The sequence below is a fragment of the Bacteroides sp. AR20 genome, assembly GCF_964250605.1.
Taxonomy (GTDB): Bacteria; Bacteroidota; Bacteroidia; order Bacteroidales; family Bacteroidaceae; genus Bacteroides; species Bacteroides uniformis.
On record NZ_CAXUGK010000004.1, the window covers coordinates 222,579 to 240,896 of the forward strand.

At 48.1% G+C, this 18,318-nt stretch carries 17 protein-coding genes; 10 read left to right on the plus strand and 7 right to left on the minus strand.

What is annotated here, in order from left to right:
• Nucleotides 1–62: 62 nt before the first annotated feature.
• On the minus strand, nt 63–716 hold the full coding sequence (locus ACESTD_RS04210; protein ID WP_061411378.1) for an HAD family hydrolase: 654 nt from the start codon (nt 714–716) through the stop codon (nt 63–65).
• 141 nt (nt 717–857) lie between these two features.
• Here ACESTD_RS04210 and ACESTD_RS04215 point away from each other — a divergent pair, with 141 nt between their 5' ends.
• From ACESTD_RS04215 to ACESTD_RS04225, 3 genes are read left to right on the plus strand one after another with little or no spacing between them, the layout of a single operon-like run.
• Complete coding sequence (locus tag ACESTD_RS04215; protein ID WP_225987841.1) at nt 858–1,091, plus strand: hypothetical protein; 234 nt, start codon at nt 858–860, stop codon at nt 1,089–1,091.
• Between the two features lie 8 nt (nt 1,092–1,099).
• Complete coding sequence (locus ACESTD_RS04220; RefSeq protein ID WP_005835244.1) at nt 1,100–1,957, plus strand: enoyl-ACP reductase; 858 nt, start codon at nt 1,100–1,102, stop codon at nt 1,955–1,957.
• Nucleotides 1,957–2,661: an SAM-dependent methyltransferase gene (locus ACESTD_RS04225; protein WP_061411380.1), complete on the plus strand. Its 705-nt coding sequence runs from the start codon at nt 1,957–1,959 to the stop codon at nt 2,659–2,661. The genes ACESTD_RS04220 and ACESTD_RS04225 overlap by 1 nt, the downstream gene beginning before the upstream one ends.
• Here ACESTD_RS04225 and ACESTD_RS04230 read toward each other — a convergent pair.
• From ACESTD_RS04230 to ACESTD_RS04255, 6 genes are all read right to left on the minus strand, one after another.
• Entirely contained in the window at nt 2,627–3,745 is a 1,119-nt protein-coding gene (locus ACESTD_RS04230) for a hypothetical protein (RefSeq protein ID WP_061411382.1), read from the minus strand. The genes ACESTD_RS04225 and ACESTD_RS04230 overlap by 35 nt on opposite strands.
• A 46-nt stretch (nt 3,746–3,791) precedes the next feature.
• Complete coding sequence (gene lipA, locus ACESTD_RS04235) at nt 3,792–4,673, minus strand: lipoyl synthase (protein ID WP_005823900.1); 882 nt, start codon at nt 4,671–4,673, stop codon at nt 3,792–3,794.
• Nucleotides 4,673–6,886 (minus strand): S9 family peptidase, encoded by a 2,214-nt coding sequence (locus ACESTD_RS04240; protein ID WP_117703470.1) that lies wholly within the window; start codon nt 6,884–6,886, stop codon nt 4,673–4,675. The genes lipA and ACESTD_RS04240 overlap by 1 nt, the downstream gene beginning before the upstream one ends.
• 201 nt (nt 6,887–7,087) lie before the next feature.
• On the minus strand, nt 7,088–7,849 hold the full coding sequence (locus ACESTD_RS04245; RefSeq protein WP_005823892.1) for a sugar isomerase domain-containing protein: 762 nt from the start codon (nt 7,847–7,849) through the stop codon (nt 7,088–7,090).
• 31 nt (nt 7,850–7,880) lie between these two features.
• On the minus strand, nt 7,881–9,032 hold the full coding sequence (locus ACESTD_RS04250) for a sugar MFS transporter (RefSeq protein ID WP_373158668.1): 1,152 nt from the start codon (nt 9,030–9,032) through the stop codon (nt 7,881–7,883).
• Entirely contained in the window at nt 9,025–9,984 is a 960-nt protein-coding gene (locus tag ACESTD_RS04255) for an ROK family protein (RefSeq protein ID WP_005823887.1), read from the minus strand. Before ACESTD_RS04255 ends, ACESTD_RS04250 begins: the two co-directional genes overlap by 8 nt.
• Before the next feature lie 315 nt (nt 9,985–10,299).
• Between ACESTD_RS04255 and ACESTD_RS04260 the strand changes: the two genes are divergently transcribed.
• The 7 genes from ACESTD_RS04260 to ACESTD_RS04290 all read left to right on the plus strand — a co-directional run bounded on the left by ACESTD_RS04260 (nt 10,300) and on the right by ACESTD_RS04290 (nt 17,988).
• Nucleotides 10,300–11,229 (plus strand): TIGR01212 family radical SAM protein, encoded by a 930-nt coding sequence (locus ACESTD_RS04260; RefSeq protein ID WP_151852373.1) that lies wholly within the window; start codon nt 10,300–10,302, stop codon nt 11,227–11,229.
• Nucleotides 11,230–11,291: 62 nt separating this feature from the next.
• Complete coding sequence (locus tag ACESTD_RS04265; RefSeq protein WP_005835258.1) at nt 11,292–12,491, plus strand: FprA family A-type flavoprotein; 1,200 nt, start codon at nt 11,292–11,294, stop codon at nt 12,489–12,491.
• Between the two features lie 78 nt (nt 12,492–12,569).
• Nucleotides 12,570–13,382, plus strand: coding sequence for a glucosamine-6-phosphate deaminase (gene nagB / locus ACESTD_RS04270; protein ID WP_005835260.1), 813 nt, complete (start codon nt 12,570–12,572; stop codon nt 13,380–13,382).
• Between the two features lie 465 nt (nt 13,383–13,847).
• Nucleotides 13,848–15,413, plus strand: a complete 1,566-nt coding sequence (locus tag ACESTD_RS04275) for an ATP-binding protein (RefSeq protein WP_008665600.1) — start codon at nt 13,848–13,850, stop codon at nt 15,411–15,413.
• A gap of 135 nt (nt 15,414–15,548) precedes the next feature.
• Nucleotides 15,549–16,577 (plus strand): DNA-binding response regulator, encoded by a 1,029-nt coding sequence (locus ACESTD_RS04280; protein WP_227239004.1) that lies wholly within the window; start codon nt 15,549–15,551, stop codon nt 16,575–16,577.
• 138 nt (nt 16,578–16,715) lie between these two features.
• Nucleotides 16,716–16,952, plus strand: coding sequence for an NVEALA domain-containing protein (locus ACESTD_RS04285; RefSeq protein ID WP_008665596.1), 237 nt, complete (start codon nt 16,716–16,718; stop codon nt 16,950–16,952).
• Nucleotides 16,921–17,988 carry a BF3164 family lipoprotein gene (locus tag ACESTD_RS04290; protein WP_008665594.1) on the plus strand — a complete coding sequence of 356 codons (1,068 nt, stop codon included), beginning with the start codon at nt 16,921–16,923 and terminating at the stop codon, nt 17,986–17,988. Before ACESTD_RS04285 ends, ACESTD_RS04290 begins: the two co-directional genes overlap by 32 nt.
• The last annotated feature ends 330 nt before the right edge of the window (nt 17,989–18,318 follow it).

An 18,318-nucleotide genomic window follows, 5' to 3' on the forward strand; every position in this document is an offset into this window, starting at 1 on the left:
CGCCTAAAAAATATCATAATGTAAATATGCGCTCTCGGATAGCCGGGGGAGGGAGTGCCCTCTCAAAGATCGGCGATAACGGCAATGTCCGTAGCATTGTCTACGATATGTGCCGGATGAAACTCTTCCAGTTCTGTGCGGGGACGGAATCCCCAGGTGACTCCGCAGGCAGTGACTCCGGCATTGGCGGCCGTCTGCATATCCACTCCGGAGTCTCCCACATATAGCACGTCTTCACGGGATATCCGGGTGATGTCCAGAATGTCATGCACCACTGTCGGGTCGGGCTTCACGTTGACCCCTTCCCGTTGTCCGAAGACGGCGGTAAAACGTATGTGGGGGAAATAGTGTGAAATCAGTTTCACGGTAGCCGATTGATATTTGTTGGAAGCCACTGCCAATATCATCCCTTTCTCCTGCAACTGTTCCAGCAGTTCGGGGATGCCGGGGTAAGGGCGGCTTTTATCAGCATTGTGCACGTCATAATAAGGCACAAACTCCTTGCGGACGCGCAGGACGTTTTCTTCGCTCTTTTCCCCTTCCGGGAGGGCGCGCTCGAACAGTTTGTTGATTCCGTTGCCAACCATGAAGTTATAGTCCGATTCCGGGTGAGTGGGATAGCCGAGCGCTTGCAGGGCATAGTTTGTACTTTGTGCCAAATCGGCTATTGTATTCAGTAAAGTTCCGTCCAGGTCAAATATAATCAACTTCTTCATTGCTTTCTCTATTTTTTAGTTTGCTGCAAATATAGGGCTTTTTGCGCTCATGTTCAAATGCTGTCTCGGGTTTCATCAGGTATTTGCAGAATAGGAAGCCCTGGGCTGATAATCAGTGCATTATTACTGCATTCCTGCTGCATGCGTTTTGCAGTAGTACTGCAGATGGAGTGCAGCGTTACTGCAAATATGTTTGCAGTGATACTGCAACTGCTTTGCAGCGTGACTGCAACTGTATTGCAGTGGTACTGCACAAGCGTTGCAGTAGTTTTGCAGTGGGTGATCGGTGTATTTTTTGCCGTTCTTCCCTTTTCTTTGCACACTTTCGGGCTTTTTATGCAAAAACTTCCTATCTTTGCAGCCGAATTTTACTAAAAATAGGTATGAGTTACAATTTGTTGAAAGGAAAAAGAGGCATTATTTTCGGTGCTCTGAATGAGCAGTCCATTGCCTGGAAAGTAGCAGAAAAAGCAGTAGAAGAAGGTGCAGCCATCACTTTGTCGAATACGCCGGTTGCCGTCCGTATGGGCGAAGTGTCCGCTCTTTCGGAGAAACTGAACTGCGAGGTGATTCCTGCAGATGCTACAAGTGTAGAGGATTTGGAAAATGTATTCAAACGCTCTATGGAAGTATTGGGTGGCCCGGTTGACTTCGTGCTGCACTCCATTGGTATGTCTCCCAATGTGCGTAAGAAACGTACATATGATGATTTGGATTACGATATGTTGGAAAAGACGCTGGACATCTCCGCTGTCTCTTTCCACAAGATGATACAAGCTGCCAAGAAACTCAACGCCATTGCCGACTACGGTTCAATTCTGGCTTTGAGTTATGTGGCTGCGCAACGTACGTTCTACGGTTACAACGATATGGCAGATGCCAAGGCACTGCTGGAATCCATTGCCCGCAGCTTCGGTTACATCTACGGACGCGAACACCATGTACGTGTCAACACCATTTCCCAGTCTCCCACGATGACCACTGCCGGTTCCGGTGTGAAGGGTATGGACAAACTGTTCGACTTCGCCAACCGCATGTCTCCTCTGGGTAATGCTTCTGCCGATGAGTGTGCGGACTACTGTATCGTGATGTTTTCCGACCTCACCCGCAAGGTCACTATGCAGAACTTGTTCCACGATGGAGGTTTCTCCAGCGTAGGTATGAGCCTTCGCGCCATGGCTACTTACGAGAAGGGACTGGATGAGTATAAGGACGAAAACGGAAATATCATTTACGGCTAATGGAACTCGCACTTTATCTTTTGCCGGTCACCTTGGGCGATACGCCCATTGAAACGGTGTTGCCTCCTTATAATAAGGAGATAATACTGGGAATCCACCATTTCATCGTGGAGGATGTGCGCTCGGCACGCCGTTTTTTGAAAAAGGTGGACAAGGGAATAGATATTGATGCGCTGACATTCTATACGTTGAACAAGCATACGTCGCCCGAAGACATCTCCGGCTATCTGAAGCCGTTGGTGGAGGGGCATCCGATGGGCGTGATCTCCGAAGCCGGTTGTCCGGCTGTGGCCGACCCGGGAGCGGACGTAGTGGCTATTGCACAACGGAAAAACTTGAGAGTGGTCCCCCTGGTGGGACCCTCTTCCATTATCCTTTCCGTCATGGGTTCCGGCTTCAACGGTCAGAGCTTTGCCTTCCATGGTTATCTTCCCATTGAACCGGCAGAGCGTGCCAAAAAGCTGAAAATGCTGGAACAACGCGTCTATAATGAACATCAGACTCAGCTTTTCATTGAAACGCCTTATCGCAATAATAAGATGATAGAGGATATTCTTCATAACTGCCGTCCGCAGACCAAGCTCTGCATTGCGGCGAACATTACTTGTGAAGGGGAGTATATCAAAACCAAGACCGTGAGGGAGTGGCAGGGCAAGACTCCCGACCTTTCTAAGATTCCTTGTATTTTTCTCTTGTATAAATAATAGCTTCCAGGTGCTCGAATTCATATTCCAGGCAACTACTGAAGAAGTTCCGTCCCAGGTTGTGTTCCATTTGCTGGAACGTCCATAGCTTTCCACCCTTGAAATTCTTATTGCATAAGATGGAGTCATCGTCCAGGTCTAGCATGAAGAGATAGACCAGGCGGTTGGTGGCTTCATTCTCAAAATGATACATGAAGTTGAAGTGCAAATGGTCTAATGGGGCGGTGGGAAGCGTTTGTCGTAAAATTCTGTGTGCGCCTTGTTCCAATGTTTCTCCATATATCAGGTAACCCTCCATCAGCAAGTCGATTTTATCTTTCTCGAAAACGTTGCATTTGGGGCGGGGGAGGAGAAACAGCATGCTGTGTGAGGCAACGGCAATCCGGATGACCGGATTGATATAGTCGTTTTTCCGGTTGATGGCCTCTGAGGCGATGGCTTTCCCCATGACATCTCCTTTGGTGTTGACTATCGGTACGAAAACCGTGTGGTTCATCACTATATTGAAATAGAAAATGCCGAACTGATTGAACAGAATGCCTGATATAAAGACGAGGGGAGGCGCCACATAAAACAGAATGTGGCGGGTAGTGTCTCCCAAAGGGTAACTGACCAGAACCGCCAAGAAGATAATCAGAAAATGCAGCAGGCTTATGATAAGGATTACGCGTGCGGATACGATGGCGGCTTCTGCCCCTTGTGCAAAAAGTTGCTTGCAGCATTTCTGTGTCTGAGACATGTGGTAGTCCAGAAACCTTCTCCTATTGAGGTAGATGATGAACGGGGGGATGATGGCGCTGATTTCCAGCGTGAACGGAAGCATGAAACGGGGACAGTAGTTTACGAGGAATAGGGTTGTTACCGATAATAGCAGTAACATTCCGGTAGTACAGTAAAGTATGATTTGCGGAACATGCGTTCCTCTATGCCTCACCGAATAGATGCTAAACAAGAGTCCTACACCTGCACCGATGTAGATGGACATGTCCTGCGTTATAAACTCGCATAATATGATGGATATTATAACGGGGATGAATCCCAGCGACATATTGAATCTTGATGATAAAATTCTTTGATGGCTCATTATCCGTATTATGATTTTGTCGTTTACATCATAACAACTGGGATATTTAAATGTTTCCTATTTTACTTCTTTTTTGTATAAAATGGATCTGTTTTTCCGCATGATAAGAGGAGCGTACCAATGGAGCGCTTTCCACTTGCTGAAACCCTTTTTTCAATCCTTTCTCTCTGTAGAGTGCAAATTGTTCGGGAGTAATATATGCTGCTACCGGATAATGCTTGTGTGTGGGTTGAAGGTATTGACCTATGGTCAGTATGTGGCAGTCCACCCGGCGGAGGTCGTCCATCAGTTCTTCCACTTCTTCCGGAGTCTCGCCCAATCCCACCATAATGCCGGACTTGGTGGTAGTATTGCTTTCTGCAATTTGCCGCAACACTTCCAGGCTTGTTTCATACTTGGCGGCACTGCGTACGAGGGGGCTGATACGACGGACAGTCTCCATGTTGTGCGAAATGATTTCCGGTTGTGCATCGATGACTTGTGCCACGAGTTCCTTTCTTCCCTGGAAGTCGGGAATCAGCACTTCGACGGTGGTGTCAGGGTTGAGCCGCTTGATTTCCCGGATGGTACGTACCCAGTGCGACGCGCCTAAGTCGGGCAGGTCGTCACGGTCTACGGAGGTGACGACTGCATGGGAGAGTTTCATCAAGGCAATGGACTCTGCCACATGTGTAGGCTCATCGGCATCCAGTGGCAAGGGCTTCCCGCTTGCCGTGTTGCAGAACTTACAGCACCGGGTGCAGATATTTCCCCCAATCATGAAGGTTGCGGTGCCTTTCCCCCAACATTCCCCCATATTGGGGCAACGGCCGCTGCTACAGATGGTATGTAGGCAATGCGATTCGACAATGCGTTTGGTCTCGGTATAGCGCTCGTTGGCACCGATGCTTATTTTGAGCCACTCAGGCTTACGTACTCTTTCGGGCATTATTTCAATTCTTTGTTGAAGAAGTTGGTCAACCGCGTGTATAGGTGTAACCGGGTATTTCCTCCGTAGATACTGTGGTTGCGGTTGGTGTAAACCTGCATATCGAACTGTTTGCCGAGTTGTACCAGTTGTTCGGCATATTCGGCACAGTTCTGGAAGTGTACATTGTCGTCTGCCATGCCGTGTACCAGCAGCAGGTTGCCGTGAAGCTTGTCGGCACGGGTAAAGGTGGAACTGGCCTTATAGCCTTCGGCGTTTTCTTTCGGTGTGCGCATAAAGCGTTCGCCATAAACGGTGTCGTAGTAGTTCCAGTCGGTAACGGCAGCTACGGCTACTCCGGCCTTGAATACCGGTGTTCCTTCACTCATACTCATAATGGTCATGTATCCACCGTAACTCCATCCCCAGATTCCGATGCGTTTTTTGTCCACATAAGGCTGGTTGCCCATGTAGAGGGCGGTTTCCACCTGGTCTTTGGCTTCCTTGATACCCAGGTTCAGATAGGTGCATTTGGCGAATTCGGCACCCCGTCCTCCGGTGCCACGCCCGTCTACGCAAACCACGATATAGCCTTGTGATGCCATGTAGGTTTCCCAGCTTACACTGAACTTGTCAAGCACTTGCTGTGAACCGGGGCCGCTGTACTGGTACATCAGTACCGGGTATTTCTTGCCGGCAGAGAAGTCGGCAGGTTTCATCATCCAGCCATTCAATGTGGTTCCGTCGGAAGTCTGGAAAGTGAAGAATTCCTTCCGTGGCATGTCATAGCCGCTGATATCCTGCTTCAATGCCGCATTGTCCATCAAGGTGGCAAGAGTCTTGCCCGTATTGTCGTTCAGCGTAATGACGGTCGGAGTGTCCAGATTGGAATAACGGTTCATATAGTACTTCATGTTCGCACTGAACTGCGCACTGTTTGTTCCGGCTTGTGACGATAGCCTGGTCTTTTTACCTTTCCGGTCAATCTTGTAGATGGCACTGCGCATGGGGCTTTCCTCGTTGCTGCTGAAGTAGAAGCTTCCTTCTTCGGGATCATAACCCAGGAACTCCTGCACTTCATATGGTCCGGCTGTCACTTGTTTCAGCAGATTGCCACCTATGCTATACCAGTACAGATGGTTGTATCCGCTCTTTTCGCTGACAAAGCTGAAATTTTCCGGATAGAAGACGATGTTGTCGAATACATTCTCGCGGATATAGGTATCGCTTTCATCACGCAGAGCCAGTTTGGCTACCGTGCTGCGAGGGTCGGCAAAGTATAGGTCGAACCGGTTCTGATGGCGGTTCAGTGTCATGACGGCAAGCTTGTTGGGGTCTTGGGTAAAGCGGATGCGGGGAATATAGCCGTCTGCATCTACCGGCACGTTTATCTTGCGGGTCACTTTCGACTTGATATCGAAGGTGTGTACGGACACTTTGGAATTTACTTCTCCCGTTTTAGGATATTTGTAAGTATACTCTCCCGGATACTTCTCGAAAGGGGTGAAGTGGGGGGCTTGTCCGGCAAAAAGAGGGAAAGAGTAGGAGGGAACATCTTTCTCGTCGAAGCGGATGAAAGCCAGCATCTGGCTGTCGGCACTGAATTCCAGCGCACGGTTGAAGGAGAACTCCTCTTCGTAAACCCAGTCGGGGATGCCGTTCAGCACCTCGTTCTGTTTCCCGTCTTCCGTCACCTGGCTTTCGCTGTTGCCGTAGAGCAGTTTTACAAGGAAGATGTTGTTGTCGCGTACGAAAGCCACCTGATTGCCGTCCGGTGAAAATACGGGCACCTGTTGCGGGCCGCCGTCCGAAAGCTTTTCCACAATGTTGTTGATTTTACCGTCCAGATTGCGCTTTAGGCTGTAGATGTAATGCACAGCCGTATAGGAATGACGGTAGATGGGAGTTGTTTCGGTGGCAATGAGCAGCTTACTGCCGTCCGGAGCAAAGCTGTAGCTGTCGAATGTCTTGAACGTGCATTCGCGTGCGGTAGCGGCATCAAACAGCACTTCCACGGGTTTTCCCGTTTTGAAGGAGTACTTGATGATTTGTGTCCTGTCCGCATTCATCTGCGAATAATGTTCCCCGTCTCCCGGGATGGGGATAACGCCGGAAATATTCTTCGGAGTGAACTTGCCCGATACGATTTCTTTCAAATCGAGTGCCTTGCCACTTTGGGCGAAACCTGCCAGCGTACAGAGGCAGAGGAGAAGTGCGATGCTTATCTGTTTCATATCTATCTTTTATGCTTATCTGTTTCCCTATTTTTTCTGGGGAACAAATATACAACAAAGGGAAGATTTATCGAAGCAGTGGGCCGATTTTATTCTTTTTGAACAGAAAAAGCCCGTCCTGCTCCTTGGGGGCGAAGCAGGGACGGGCCTCCGTCACTCATAGATGATGATTGGATGAGATGATGATTGGAATATCTTTCGTTACAAGCACTTGACTTTTCTTTGATATTCTGCAATGGCTGCATCCAGTCGTTCGTGGGCGGTTGTGTCACCCGGAACGTTGTGCGACGGATGGATGTACAAGTGTACGCCACGGTCGGCAAGGATTTCGGCAACGGTAGTGATGGTCATCCATACCATGGTGACGAAACTCAATGTAGACAACGGACCTACCTTGTCGAAGTGGTTCTTCAAAGGTACGGAGGCGTCTACCAGGGGAACGCAGGAATCCACTACGATATCTGCCAACTGGAAGAGGTTCTTTCCGCTGGAGTGACGGCTGGCCTTGTCGCCCGTTTCGCTGGCCGAACCGTATACGATAACTTTCATGCCGCGCTTCTTGGCTTCCAATGCCATGTCTATATTGACGGCATTGATACCGGTATGTGAGAAAATCCACATACAGTCTTTGGAATCAAAATCATAGTTCTTCATGATTTCCTGGCCGTAGCCTTCTGCCCGTTCCAGGAAGAGGAACTGATGAATACCCATCTGGCCGATAATCTGCGTGAAGAATGTCAGAGGCAATTCGCAAAGCGGGTGGAATCCTACAAAGCTGCCGATACGCGGATACATTTCTTCTACGGGAATTGTTGCGTGGCCGCAACCAAACGTGTGGACCCAACGACCGGCTTCGATGGAGTCTGCCATAACAGTGGCTGCTTTTTTGATGTTTTCCAACTGGGTAGCCTCCAGTTTTTCCATAATGCCATGGGCATTCTTTAACCATTCGAGTGCTAACATAACTTTTTTGTTTTTTAAGAAGTTAATAAATTTATTTGAGTGAGCGTTTATACAAAAGGAGCATGACGGCAAGTGAGGCAATCATCAGATAAGGATAAAGTCCGATGCCATTGGTGTATTGGGAAATCATGCCCATCAGGCCGTTCATTGCAGTCTGGCCGACGAGGGCTATGGCAAGCGCCACGCTGAATGCTGTTCCCGATAAGGACGGGTACCGGCTTCCAAGAATGCTGAGTATCACGGGATACGTGGCCGACAGCCCCATACCTACCAGCACCATGCCGACTGCCGCGCGTGCAAACCCCGGCGAGAACATAAGGAAACAGAAGCCTATGGCAGTGAGTGCAAGGCTGTAGGGCAGCACGGTTTCCGGTTTTATCTTCTTGAATATCGCAACCTGCACCATACGTGCCACGGTCAGTCCCGCTACCATGCAGGTCAGTGCAATCAATGCCTGATTGGCCGGAATATCCGTCATCTGCCCAAAGTAACTCGTGGACCAGTTGTTGCAGACACCCTCGATGCCGCTTTGGAAAAAAAGAATGAAGCTGAGTAGCAGTAAGCTGCTTTCTTTCAGCAGTCCCAATCCCTCTTTTACCGGGAAACCTTGCGCCTGCTTAGGGGCGGGGAAGCGTACGGGGATACAGAATATAATGCCCGCAAGCATCACTACGCCAATTCCCAGTAAGATGGTTTCGAATGAATAATGCCTGGAAAGGGAGCCCAGCAACATTGGTATGCCCAATGCGCCCAGTCCGTAGAACATGCCCAGAAAACTGAGGCGTGAGCCTTTTTCGGATTCTCCTGAGATGTCGGATACCAATGCATTGGTTTCTCCGTTGAGGATGCCTCCGCCCAGGCCGATGCCGACGATGGAAGCTTGCAGCAGTGGCACGCTTTCAAAGAAGGCAAGTCCTTCCATCCCCAGCAGTACGATGATGCAGCTGGGCACCAGCAGGGCTTTATGTCCGAACCGGTCTACGATGGGACCGAAAATCAGGGAACCGGCCAGCATGCCCAGAGGCAGGAAAGTGACCAGTGAGGTTGTCTGCAACCCGCTCAGATTCAGCTTGGCTATGAGGGATGGCAGCACTGCTCCCAATGTAATCATGGAGACTCCGAAGAAACACATCCCGATGCACGCTGCCGTGAATACGAGATTCTTGTGATAACTGTTACTCATACAAGTGATTTTTGATGGCAAGAAACGCTGCTCCTATCAGTCCGGCATTACCGGACAACTGAGAAGGTACAAATTCCACCTGCTTGATGCTGAGCGGTTGCGCCCATTTGCAGGCTTCCTTGTAAATGTCATCTATAAAGATACCGGCAGGGCCGAATACGCCTCCGCCCCAAATTATCTTCTGCGGGTTGAGCAGGCTGACCAGATTTGCGGAAGCCATGCCCCACATCTCGACGGCTTTGTGCAATACGGAGATGGCAATAGGGTCTTTTTCATTATAGGCACTGAACACATCATAGGCCGATATGCGGCAGATGGGTTTCTGGCGCAGTTTTCCTTTGTATGCCTTGTTGGCGCGTACGGCATCGCGTACCCGTGCCCCGATACCATTGCCGGAAGCGTAATATTCGAAACATCCGCATGCGTCATACTCTTCCCGGTAGGGAGGTTGCAGGGCCATCCAGCCGGTGGCGCCGATAATGTCGTTGGCTCCGTGCAACACGTGCCCGTCGATGATGATGCCGGCACCGATACCGGTTCCCACGGCAATGAATATGGCACTGTGACATTCTTTGGCGGCACCTTGCCACATCTCTCCATACATATAGCAGGTACGGTCGCTGTCGATGTATATCTCGATGCCCGGAGGCGTTACACTGCGCAGCTCCTCATAGAGGGGGTAGTTGTCCCAGCCCGGTATGTTGGGGGCCCATACCCGGTTGGTTTGGGAGTAAACGATACCGGGGATGCAGACACCTATTCCGTCGACGTGTATACGGCTTCTGCGTGCTACGGTAAGAAGTTTGGCGAGGATATCCGCGGCGAGCTTGCCCACTTCGTGTCCGGTTCTTCCTTTCAGGAGCCGTTTGCGGTTAAACATCATGCTTCCGTCCGGAAAGAAAATGGCGCTGGCTATTTTTGTGCCGCCTATGTCCAATGCGATTGTTGCCATGGTGTTATAGTATTTATAGGTTGATTCATTAAGGTTGTATGCAAAGCTATGAATTTATTTCATTCTTGAGGTGTATAAACTGAGGAAATTGTGTGTAAAAAGAGTGTCTAATCACTAAATTGTGTTTAATGTAATTGCGCTTGGATGTACTCTTTCTCAATTAATTAGTTGTATATCAGTGGATGAAACATTTTTTAGTGCAGGTGGAAATTCTTTGTTTTATGTTCGTTAACAAATCGGGTGGAAAGTATTCTTGTTTTTGCAGGTTCATCCCACGGAAAAATCCTATATTTGCCACTTACATAAGGAATATGTATGGAAACCAAATCTACGCTCTATAATGAGTTCCCTCTTTTTCTGAAGCGATATTTTCCCTATAAGGTACAGAAAATATCGCTGAATGCCGGTTTTACGTGCCCCAACCGGGATGGAAACAAAGGAGTCGGCGGTTGCACCTATTGCAACAACCAGACCTTCAACCCCGATTATTGCCGTACGGAGAAATCCATTACCCGCCAGCTGGAAGAAGGCAAGCAGTTCTTTGCACACAAATATCCGGAAATGAAGTATCTCGCCTATTTCCAGGCCTATACCAATACGTATGGTGAATTGGAAGACCTGAAGCGGAAATACGAGGAGGCCTTGTCGGCAGACGGAGTGGTGGGCCTGGTTATCGGCACCCGTCCGGACTGTATGCCCGACAGCCTGCTGGACTATCTGGAGGAGATGAACCGGCATACATTCCTTTTAGTGGAGTACGGCATAGAGAGTACCGACGACAAGACACTTTGCCGCATCAACCGCGGGCATACTTTCCATGCCGCCGCTGATGCGGTGGAAAGAACCGCTTCGCGCGGAATCCTGACCGGTGGGCATGTCATCCTCGGACTGCCGGGCGAGACGCACGAAAACATCGTGGCACAAGCCGGCGTACTGTCCCGTCTGCCGCTCACTACCCTGAAGATGCATCAGCTGCAACTGATAAGGGGCACCCGTATGGCTCTGGAGTACCGGCAGCATCCCGAAGATTTCCATCTGTTCGGTGTGGACGAATATATCGACCTCGTGATAGACTATATCGAGCATCTGCGGTCGGACTTGGTACTGGAGCGTTTCGTTTCCCAGTCTCCCAAGGAACTACTCATTGCACCCGACTGGGGACTAAAAAATTATGAATTTAATCACCGGGTTCAAAAAAGAATGAAAGAACTCGGTGCATATCAGGGAAAGAAGTATGAAATGTGAGAAAAAAGAATTATTTTTGCCGCAACTTTAAATGTGGAATCAATCTAAATAAAGATACAGTTATGAACCCAAAAACAGTGATAAAAGGAAAAATCCACTACGTGGGAGTGAATGACCGCAATAAGCATTTGTTTGAAGGCATGTGGCCGTTGCCGTACGGGGTTTCCTACAACTCTTACCTGATAGATGATGAGACGGTCGCTTTGGTCGATACGGTAGACATCTGCTACTTCGAGGTGTATCTGCGCAAGATAAAGAGCATTATCGGCGAGCGCCCCATCCAGTATCTCATCATCAACCATATGGAGCCGGACCATTCGGGCTCTATCCGCCTGATAAAGCAGCATTATCCCGACATCATCATCGTGGGCAACAAGCAGACCTTCGGCATGATAGAGGGCTTTTATGGCGTGACGGGCGAACAGTACATGGTGAAGGACGAGGATTTTCTGGCTTTGGGGCATCATAAGCTCCGTTTCTATATGACCCCGATGGTGCACTGGCCCGAGACGATGATGACTTTTGACGAAACGGAAGGAGTCCTTTTCGCCGGTGACGGCTTCGGCTGTTTCGGTACGTTGGACGGCGGGTTCCTGGATACTCGCATCAATCTGGACAGATACTGGGACGAGATGGTGCGCTACTATTCCAACATCGTGGGCAAGTACGGCTCTCCGGTGCAGAAGGCACTTGCCAAGCTGGGCGGTCTGCCCATTTCCACCATCTGCTCCACGCACGGGCCGGTGTGGACGGAGAATATAGCCAAGGTTATCGGCATCTACGACAAGCTGAGCCGTTATGCCGCCGACGAGGGCGTGGTCATTGCATACGGTTCCATGTACGGCAACACGGAGCAGATGGCGGAAGCCATTGCTGCGGAACTTTCTGCACAGGGCATCAAGAACATCGTGATGCACAATGTGAGCAAGAGCAATCCTTCTTATATCATTGCCGACATATTCAAGTATCGCGGACTTATCATCGGCAGCCCCACCTACAGCAACCAGATTTATCCTGAGATAGAATCCTTGCTCTCCAAGATTCTGGTACGCGAAGTGAAGGGACGCTATCTGGGATACTTCGGCTCCTTCTGCTGGGCGGGTGCCGCCGTGAAGCGCATGGGCGAGTTTGCCGAAAAGAGCAAGTTCGAGATTGTGGGCGACCCGGTAGAGATGAAGCAGGCCATGAAGGACATTACTTACGAACAATGCGAAAACCTGGCACGTGCCATGGCAGAGCGTTTGAAGAAGGATAGGAAGTAGTTGAAAATTAAGAATTAAAAAATTAAGAATTGAAGTTGAAAATTACCCCTAATTTATTAACCTAATAAAACAATCACAATGAGACTAATCATTCAACCGGATTATCAATCCGTGTCAAAGTGGGCTGCACATTATGTGGCTGCCAAGATCAAGGCCGCTAATCCGACACCTGAAAAACCTTTTGTATTGGGATGCCCCACCGGTTCTTCTCCGTTGGGCATGTACAAGGAACTTATCGACCTGAACAAGAAAGGCATCGTGTCTTTTCAGAACGTAGTGACTTTCAATATGGACGAGTATGTAGGTTTGCCCAAGGAACATCCCGAAAGCTACTATTCCTTTATGTGGAACAACTTCTTCAGCCATATAGACATCAAGCCGGAGAACACCAATATCCTGAACGGCAACGCTGCCGACCTGGATGCCGAGTGTGCACGCTATGAAGAGAAAATCAAGTCCTACGGCGGCATCGACCTCTTCATGGGCGGTATCGGCCCCGACGGACATATCGCTTTCAACGAGCCGGGTTCTTCCCTTTCGTCACGCACCCGCCAGAAGACATTGACTACCGATACCATCATTGCCAACTCCCGTTTCTTTGACAACGACGTGAACAAGGTGCCCAAGACTGCCCTGACCGTCGGTGTGGGTACTGTGCTTAGCGCCCGCGAGGTAATGATTATCGTAAACGGACACAACAAGGCACGTGCCCTCTATCATGCAGTCGAGGGTCCCGTGATGCAGATGTGGACTATCAGCGCCTTGCAGATGCACGAAAAGGGTATCATCGTTTGTGACGATGCGGCTACCGAAGAATTGAAGGTGGGTACTTACCGCTACTTCAAGGATATTGAGGCAGAGCACCTGGATGCGGAAAGCTTGCTGAAATAAGCAAACTAATAAAAGTTTTGCAATTCCACCCTCACCACCCTCACCGCTTGTCTGCATCTGCTTGTTCATCGGTGTTTCAGGGGTGAGTGAGAGCAATTTAAAAGGGTGAGGGCAAATTTTGCCCTCACCCTTTTTGTTCTCCTGATTTTGGTTGACTGTTTTCAGGACAGGGCGTTATGTGATGAAAACGGGCTCTGCTCCGCTGTAAGGCTTTGGGTGCCAATGTTAAAGATACCAAATACTCACTGCAAAACCAGTGCATCGTTTTTGCAGTGCCGCTGCAACATAGATGCAGTGCCACTGCAACTGTTTTGCAGTGCTACTGCAACGCCTTTGCAGTGTTACTGCAAAAGATGTGCAGTAGGTTTGCAGTGAGGGCTTGTGATGAAAAAGCCATGGGCGTGCTTTCTTTTTTGCGGAATATGTGCTATCTTTGTCATACTTGTAATTTAAACAGTAGCAGCTATGGAATTGAGTGGCAGACGCTATCCGATAGGGATACAGAATTTTGAGCAACTGCGTACGCGGAATTGTGTGTATGTGGATAAGACGGAGCTGGTGTACAAATTGGTGAATACAGACCAAATTTATTTCTTCAGCCGCCCCCGTCGGTTTGGCAAAAGCTTGCTCGTGTCTACGCTGGAGGCCTATTTCCAGGGGAAAAAGGAACTTTTCGAAGGGCTGGCTATGGAACGTCTGGAGCAGGAATGGGAGGTTTGCCCGGTGCTGCACGTTGATTTCAGCTTGACGAAATATACTGAGCTGCGTGACTTGACGGGGCAATTGAATTTGTTTTTATCTCGTTGGGAAGAAATTTACGGAAAAAAGGAAGAGGAAGAGGGGGCGGCAGAGCGTCTGCAAGGCATCATCCTGCGTGCCTACGCCAAGACCGGAAAGCCGGTTGTAGTGCTGATTGACGAGTACGATGCTCCTCTGCTTGACAGTAATTCCGATGCCCTTTTGCAACAACAGCTTCGCAACGAGATGCGCAAGTTCTTCAGTCCTCTCAAGGGGCTGGGGCAATATCTCCGTTTTCTTTTTATCACGGGTATCAGCAAGTTCAGCCAGCTGAGCATCTTCAGCGAACTGAACAATTTGCAAAATATCAGTATGCGCGATGACTTCAGTGCCCTCTGCGGCATCACCGAGGAGGAACTGCTGACGCAGTTGAAACCCGATATTGAGCGGATGGCCGAGGCTAATGATGAGACTTACGAGGAGGCATGCTTGCATTTGAAGCGGCAATATGACGGTTATCATTTCAGTAAGGCTTGTGCGGATATTTACAACCCGTTCAGCCTGTTCAATGCTTTCAATTCCAAAGAATACAAGAACTATTGGTTCTCCACGGGCACGCCTACTTTCCTGATAGATATTCTGCGCCATGCAGACTTCGATGTGCGTGCGCTGGAAGGTGTTGAGGCTACCGATGAGCAGTTTGATGCGCCTACGGAACAGATAACGAGTCCCATCCCGGTGCTCTACCAGAGCGGTTATCTGACCATTAAGGGCTATGACCGTAATTTCCAAATCTATCGTTTGGCCTATCCCAACGGTGAGGTCCGTAAAGGGTTCATTGAATCCCTGCTTCCCTCTTACGTGCACTTGCCTGCCCAGAACAACACCTTCTACGTCGTCTCTTTCCTTCGCGACTTGATGAAGGGTGATGTGGAGAGCTGCCTGGAGCGTACCCGTTCCTTCTTTGCCTCCATTCCCAATGATTTGGAGAACAAGACCGAAAAGCATTATCAGACCATTTTCTATTTGCTGTTCCGGTTGATGGGGCAATATGTGGAGTCGGAAGTGAAGAGTTCCGTAGGCCGTGCGGATGTGGTGGTGCAGTTGCAGGATGTCGTTTATGTCTTCGAGTTCAAATACGACGGTACCCCGGAAGAGGCGTTGGCTCAAATTGACAGCAAGCAGTATGCCATCCCTTACCGGGCGGACGGCAGGCGTGTGGTCAAGATTGGTGTGAATTTTGACAGTGCCACGCGGACGATTGGCGGGTGGAAAATAGCTAAAGCGGATTAGAAGAAGAAATTGTTTTGATTTTATTTCCTTCTTTCTCAAGTCATTTTCTTTTTTCTTTATATTATTGTTTTAACTTTGGCGCTATTAAGCAGATGCCTTTTCGAGTGCATGGGCAGAAATGAATAAGATACAGAAGTGAAAAAGAAGATGAAACGTTGTAATAAGATTACTGTAATATGGACATGTGCCATTGTAGTAGTGGCACTGTTTTGGGGAGTGGCATTGTATAATAATGCCCGGAAGGGACAAACTGTGGTCAAAGAGGTCGCGTTGCAAACTCTGCAGAAGGTTGCGGAGCAGGTGGTGAATCGGGAGTTTGATAAGCTGAGGGTGTATCATGTCTCTTGGGATAATAATGGAACAAAACAGACCAAGAGACAAGTAATAACAGAAGAAGGCGAATTTGAAGTGACGATAGATTCGCTGAAAGAGGCACAAGGGTTATATTTGTTGGAAGTTGTAGGATATAAAGCCGATATTCTGAATTGCTATGGGAAATTTCCATTGGAAAAGATTAGGTCTGAATGGCAAGAGGAAATGGATGCGCGGTACCGTGGCACAGTGTGTGTGCTTTCTTTGAAGATTACCCCATTGGGGAAAGATGTTTTTCAAGAAACATTTGCTGGAAATGAAACAATTTGTACTTCACAAAACAATTTGGGTACCTACTATCTGGACAACATGTATACGATGAGTCTGACTGCATACATGCAACCCGTTTTTTTGTATTGCATTGATTGGAAAGATAATGTACTGCTGATACTATCCTGCTTTTTGTGTATTTTACTGTTCGGATTGTTTTTTTATGTAAGGATTCAACTACATAAAAAGGAAAAGGCAACCGATGTATCGGAGAAGAACATCTACCTAATCGGAGAATCCAGTTTCGATGCCATAAACCATACTCTAACCAATAAAGAAGAAGTGAAATTTTGCCCTCCCCAAGCCGCAAAACTATTGCTTGCTTTTATAGCTACATCCGATTATTTCCTGACGTACGATGAAATAGCTGTAGTTTGCTGTTGGACCTTATCTGATACGGGATTGAAAGAACGTCGCAGAAAAGCAATTAACTCATTGCGCAAACTATTTGAAACGGATAAATCTGTCAAAATACTCGCTGTATCAGAAAAGCAGGGGTATCAAATTGTTATCTCTAAGTAGCTGAAATGTTAACCAAATAGGTGTTAAGGGGCGTGAAATTTTTTTCACGCCCCTTTTTGGTATGTTTGTTTATTATTTAGTTGCTGTTTTCCAATTTTTCCTTTTACCTTTATTGGCATAACAAAAAACAAAAATGCTATGAAACGCAAAATGAAGTTATTGGGAATTTTGGTTGTTAGTGCCATCGCGATTTTAGGTTATGCTGAAACTACTCATTCAGAAAGCTTGGATAATTTATTGTTGGAGAATATAGAGGCATTGGCGGCCGGTGAGACAGGATCTGGTGGTGCGTGTGTCGGAAGAGGTTCAGTTGTTTGTCCGCTTACCAAGGAAGGAGTCGAACATGTGCACATTTATTATAGCATGCCTCATTAGCTTGTCCGCACTATCCCTTTCCTCTTGTACGCAGAAAAAAGTAGCAACTTCTGTTGCCTACATGGATTTTCCGCAAACAATCGAGCTGAAAGCGAGGGTGCAGCCATTGGACACCGCTTTGTTCCGTTATCCGTTCCGCGTTCGGGTGCAGGGTGATAAGGCTGTGGTAATGGATTTGCATGGCACGGACTACTTTTGCCATGTTTTCCACTATCCGGGTTTCCGCTATTTTGCTTCGTTCGGCAAGCGGGGCGAGGCTCCCGAAGAGATGCTTTCTGCTGAAAATATCCGATGGCATGGTCAATCTCTGTGGGGACTTGATGCTGGTAAGTCCGTATTGACCAAGTATGATTTTACTTCGTCGGGTTGCTCAATCGTTCCTCAGAAAGTGATAAATATGGATGCTGACATGCTTCGCGTTTTAGACTTTGTGATGGTTGACGACTTTACCTTCATTGTTCCGGACGGATCTGGCAGTAGCCGCTTTTGCTGGGTAAACTATCAAGGGAAATTATTGCGCAGAACCGGTCAAATACCGTCAGCCAACGCGGAGGCTTTACAGAATGCCCGTCCTGCATTGGCTCAGGCATGGCGTAGCTTCATCGACTATAATCCCCGAAATGGAGTGCTGGCAGCAGTTACCCAGTTGGGCGAAGTACTTGAAGTCTTTAATTTGAAAGATAGTACGCATGTGGTACGCATTGGTCCGCACGGTGAACCGGAGTTTAAGATTTCTCAGGGTTATGGTATTCCTACGGGTATCATGGGATTTAGCGATGTCCAAGTGGCAGACAGTGCTATCTATGCGGTTTTTCATGGGCGCTCTTTTAAGGAAATTGCGCAAAATGTACAGCAAGGTGTCTATTTGCCGGATGGAGGACGGTATATCTATGTTTTTAGTCTGACCGGCGAACCTCTCTGCAGGTATGTGTTAGATCATTATGTTTATGGCATATCGGTAGATGAACAAAAAGGAATAATCTTGGCAACGGATGTGAATAAAGATGATCCGATAATAGAGTATAGTATGAAATAAAGTAAACTATAATATGGATGGAGAGGAACGGACGGTTCACGTTTGGTTGGTGCATCTCGTACCGTCCGTTCCATAACCCACCAAGAAAGGAGGTCGAGGCAAAGATAGTAATTTGAATTGAAAACAGAGTGTGTTTTCTGCCATTTCGATAGGTATGGCAAGAAAAGAGTTCTCCAAGATTTTTATATCTTGATTCTGGTACGCAAGCATTATGCTTGTGGTAAATGATAAAAAAAGAATAATCTTATACTAAGCTGAATTCAACTTGCAAATGCAACAGAATTCTGATTAATAATTTGTTTAAATTTTTCGTTTGGCGTGAGGTATCCA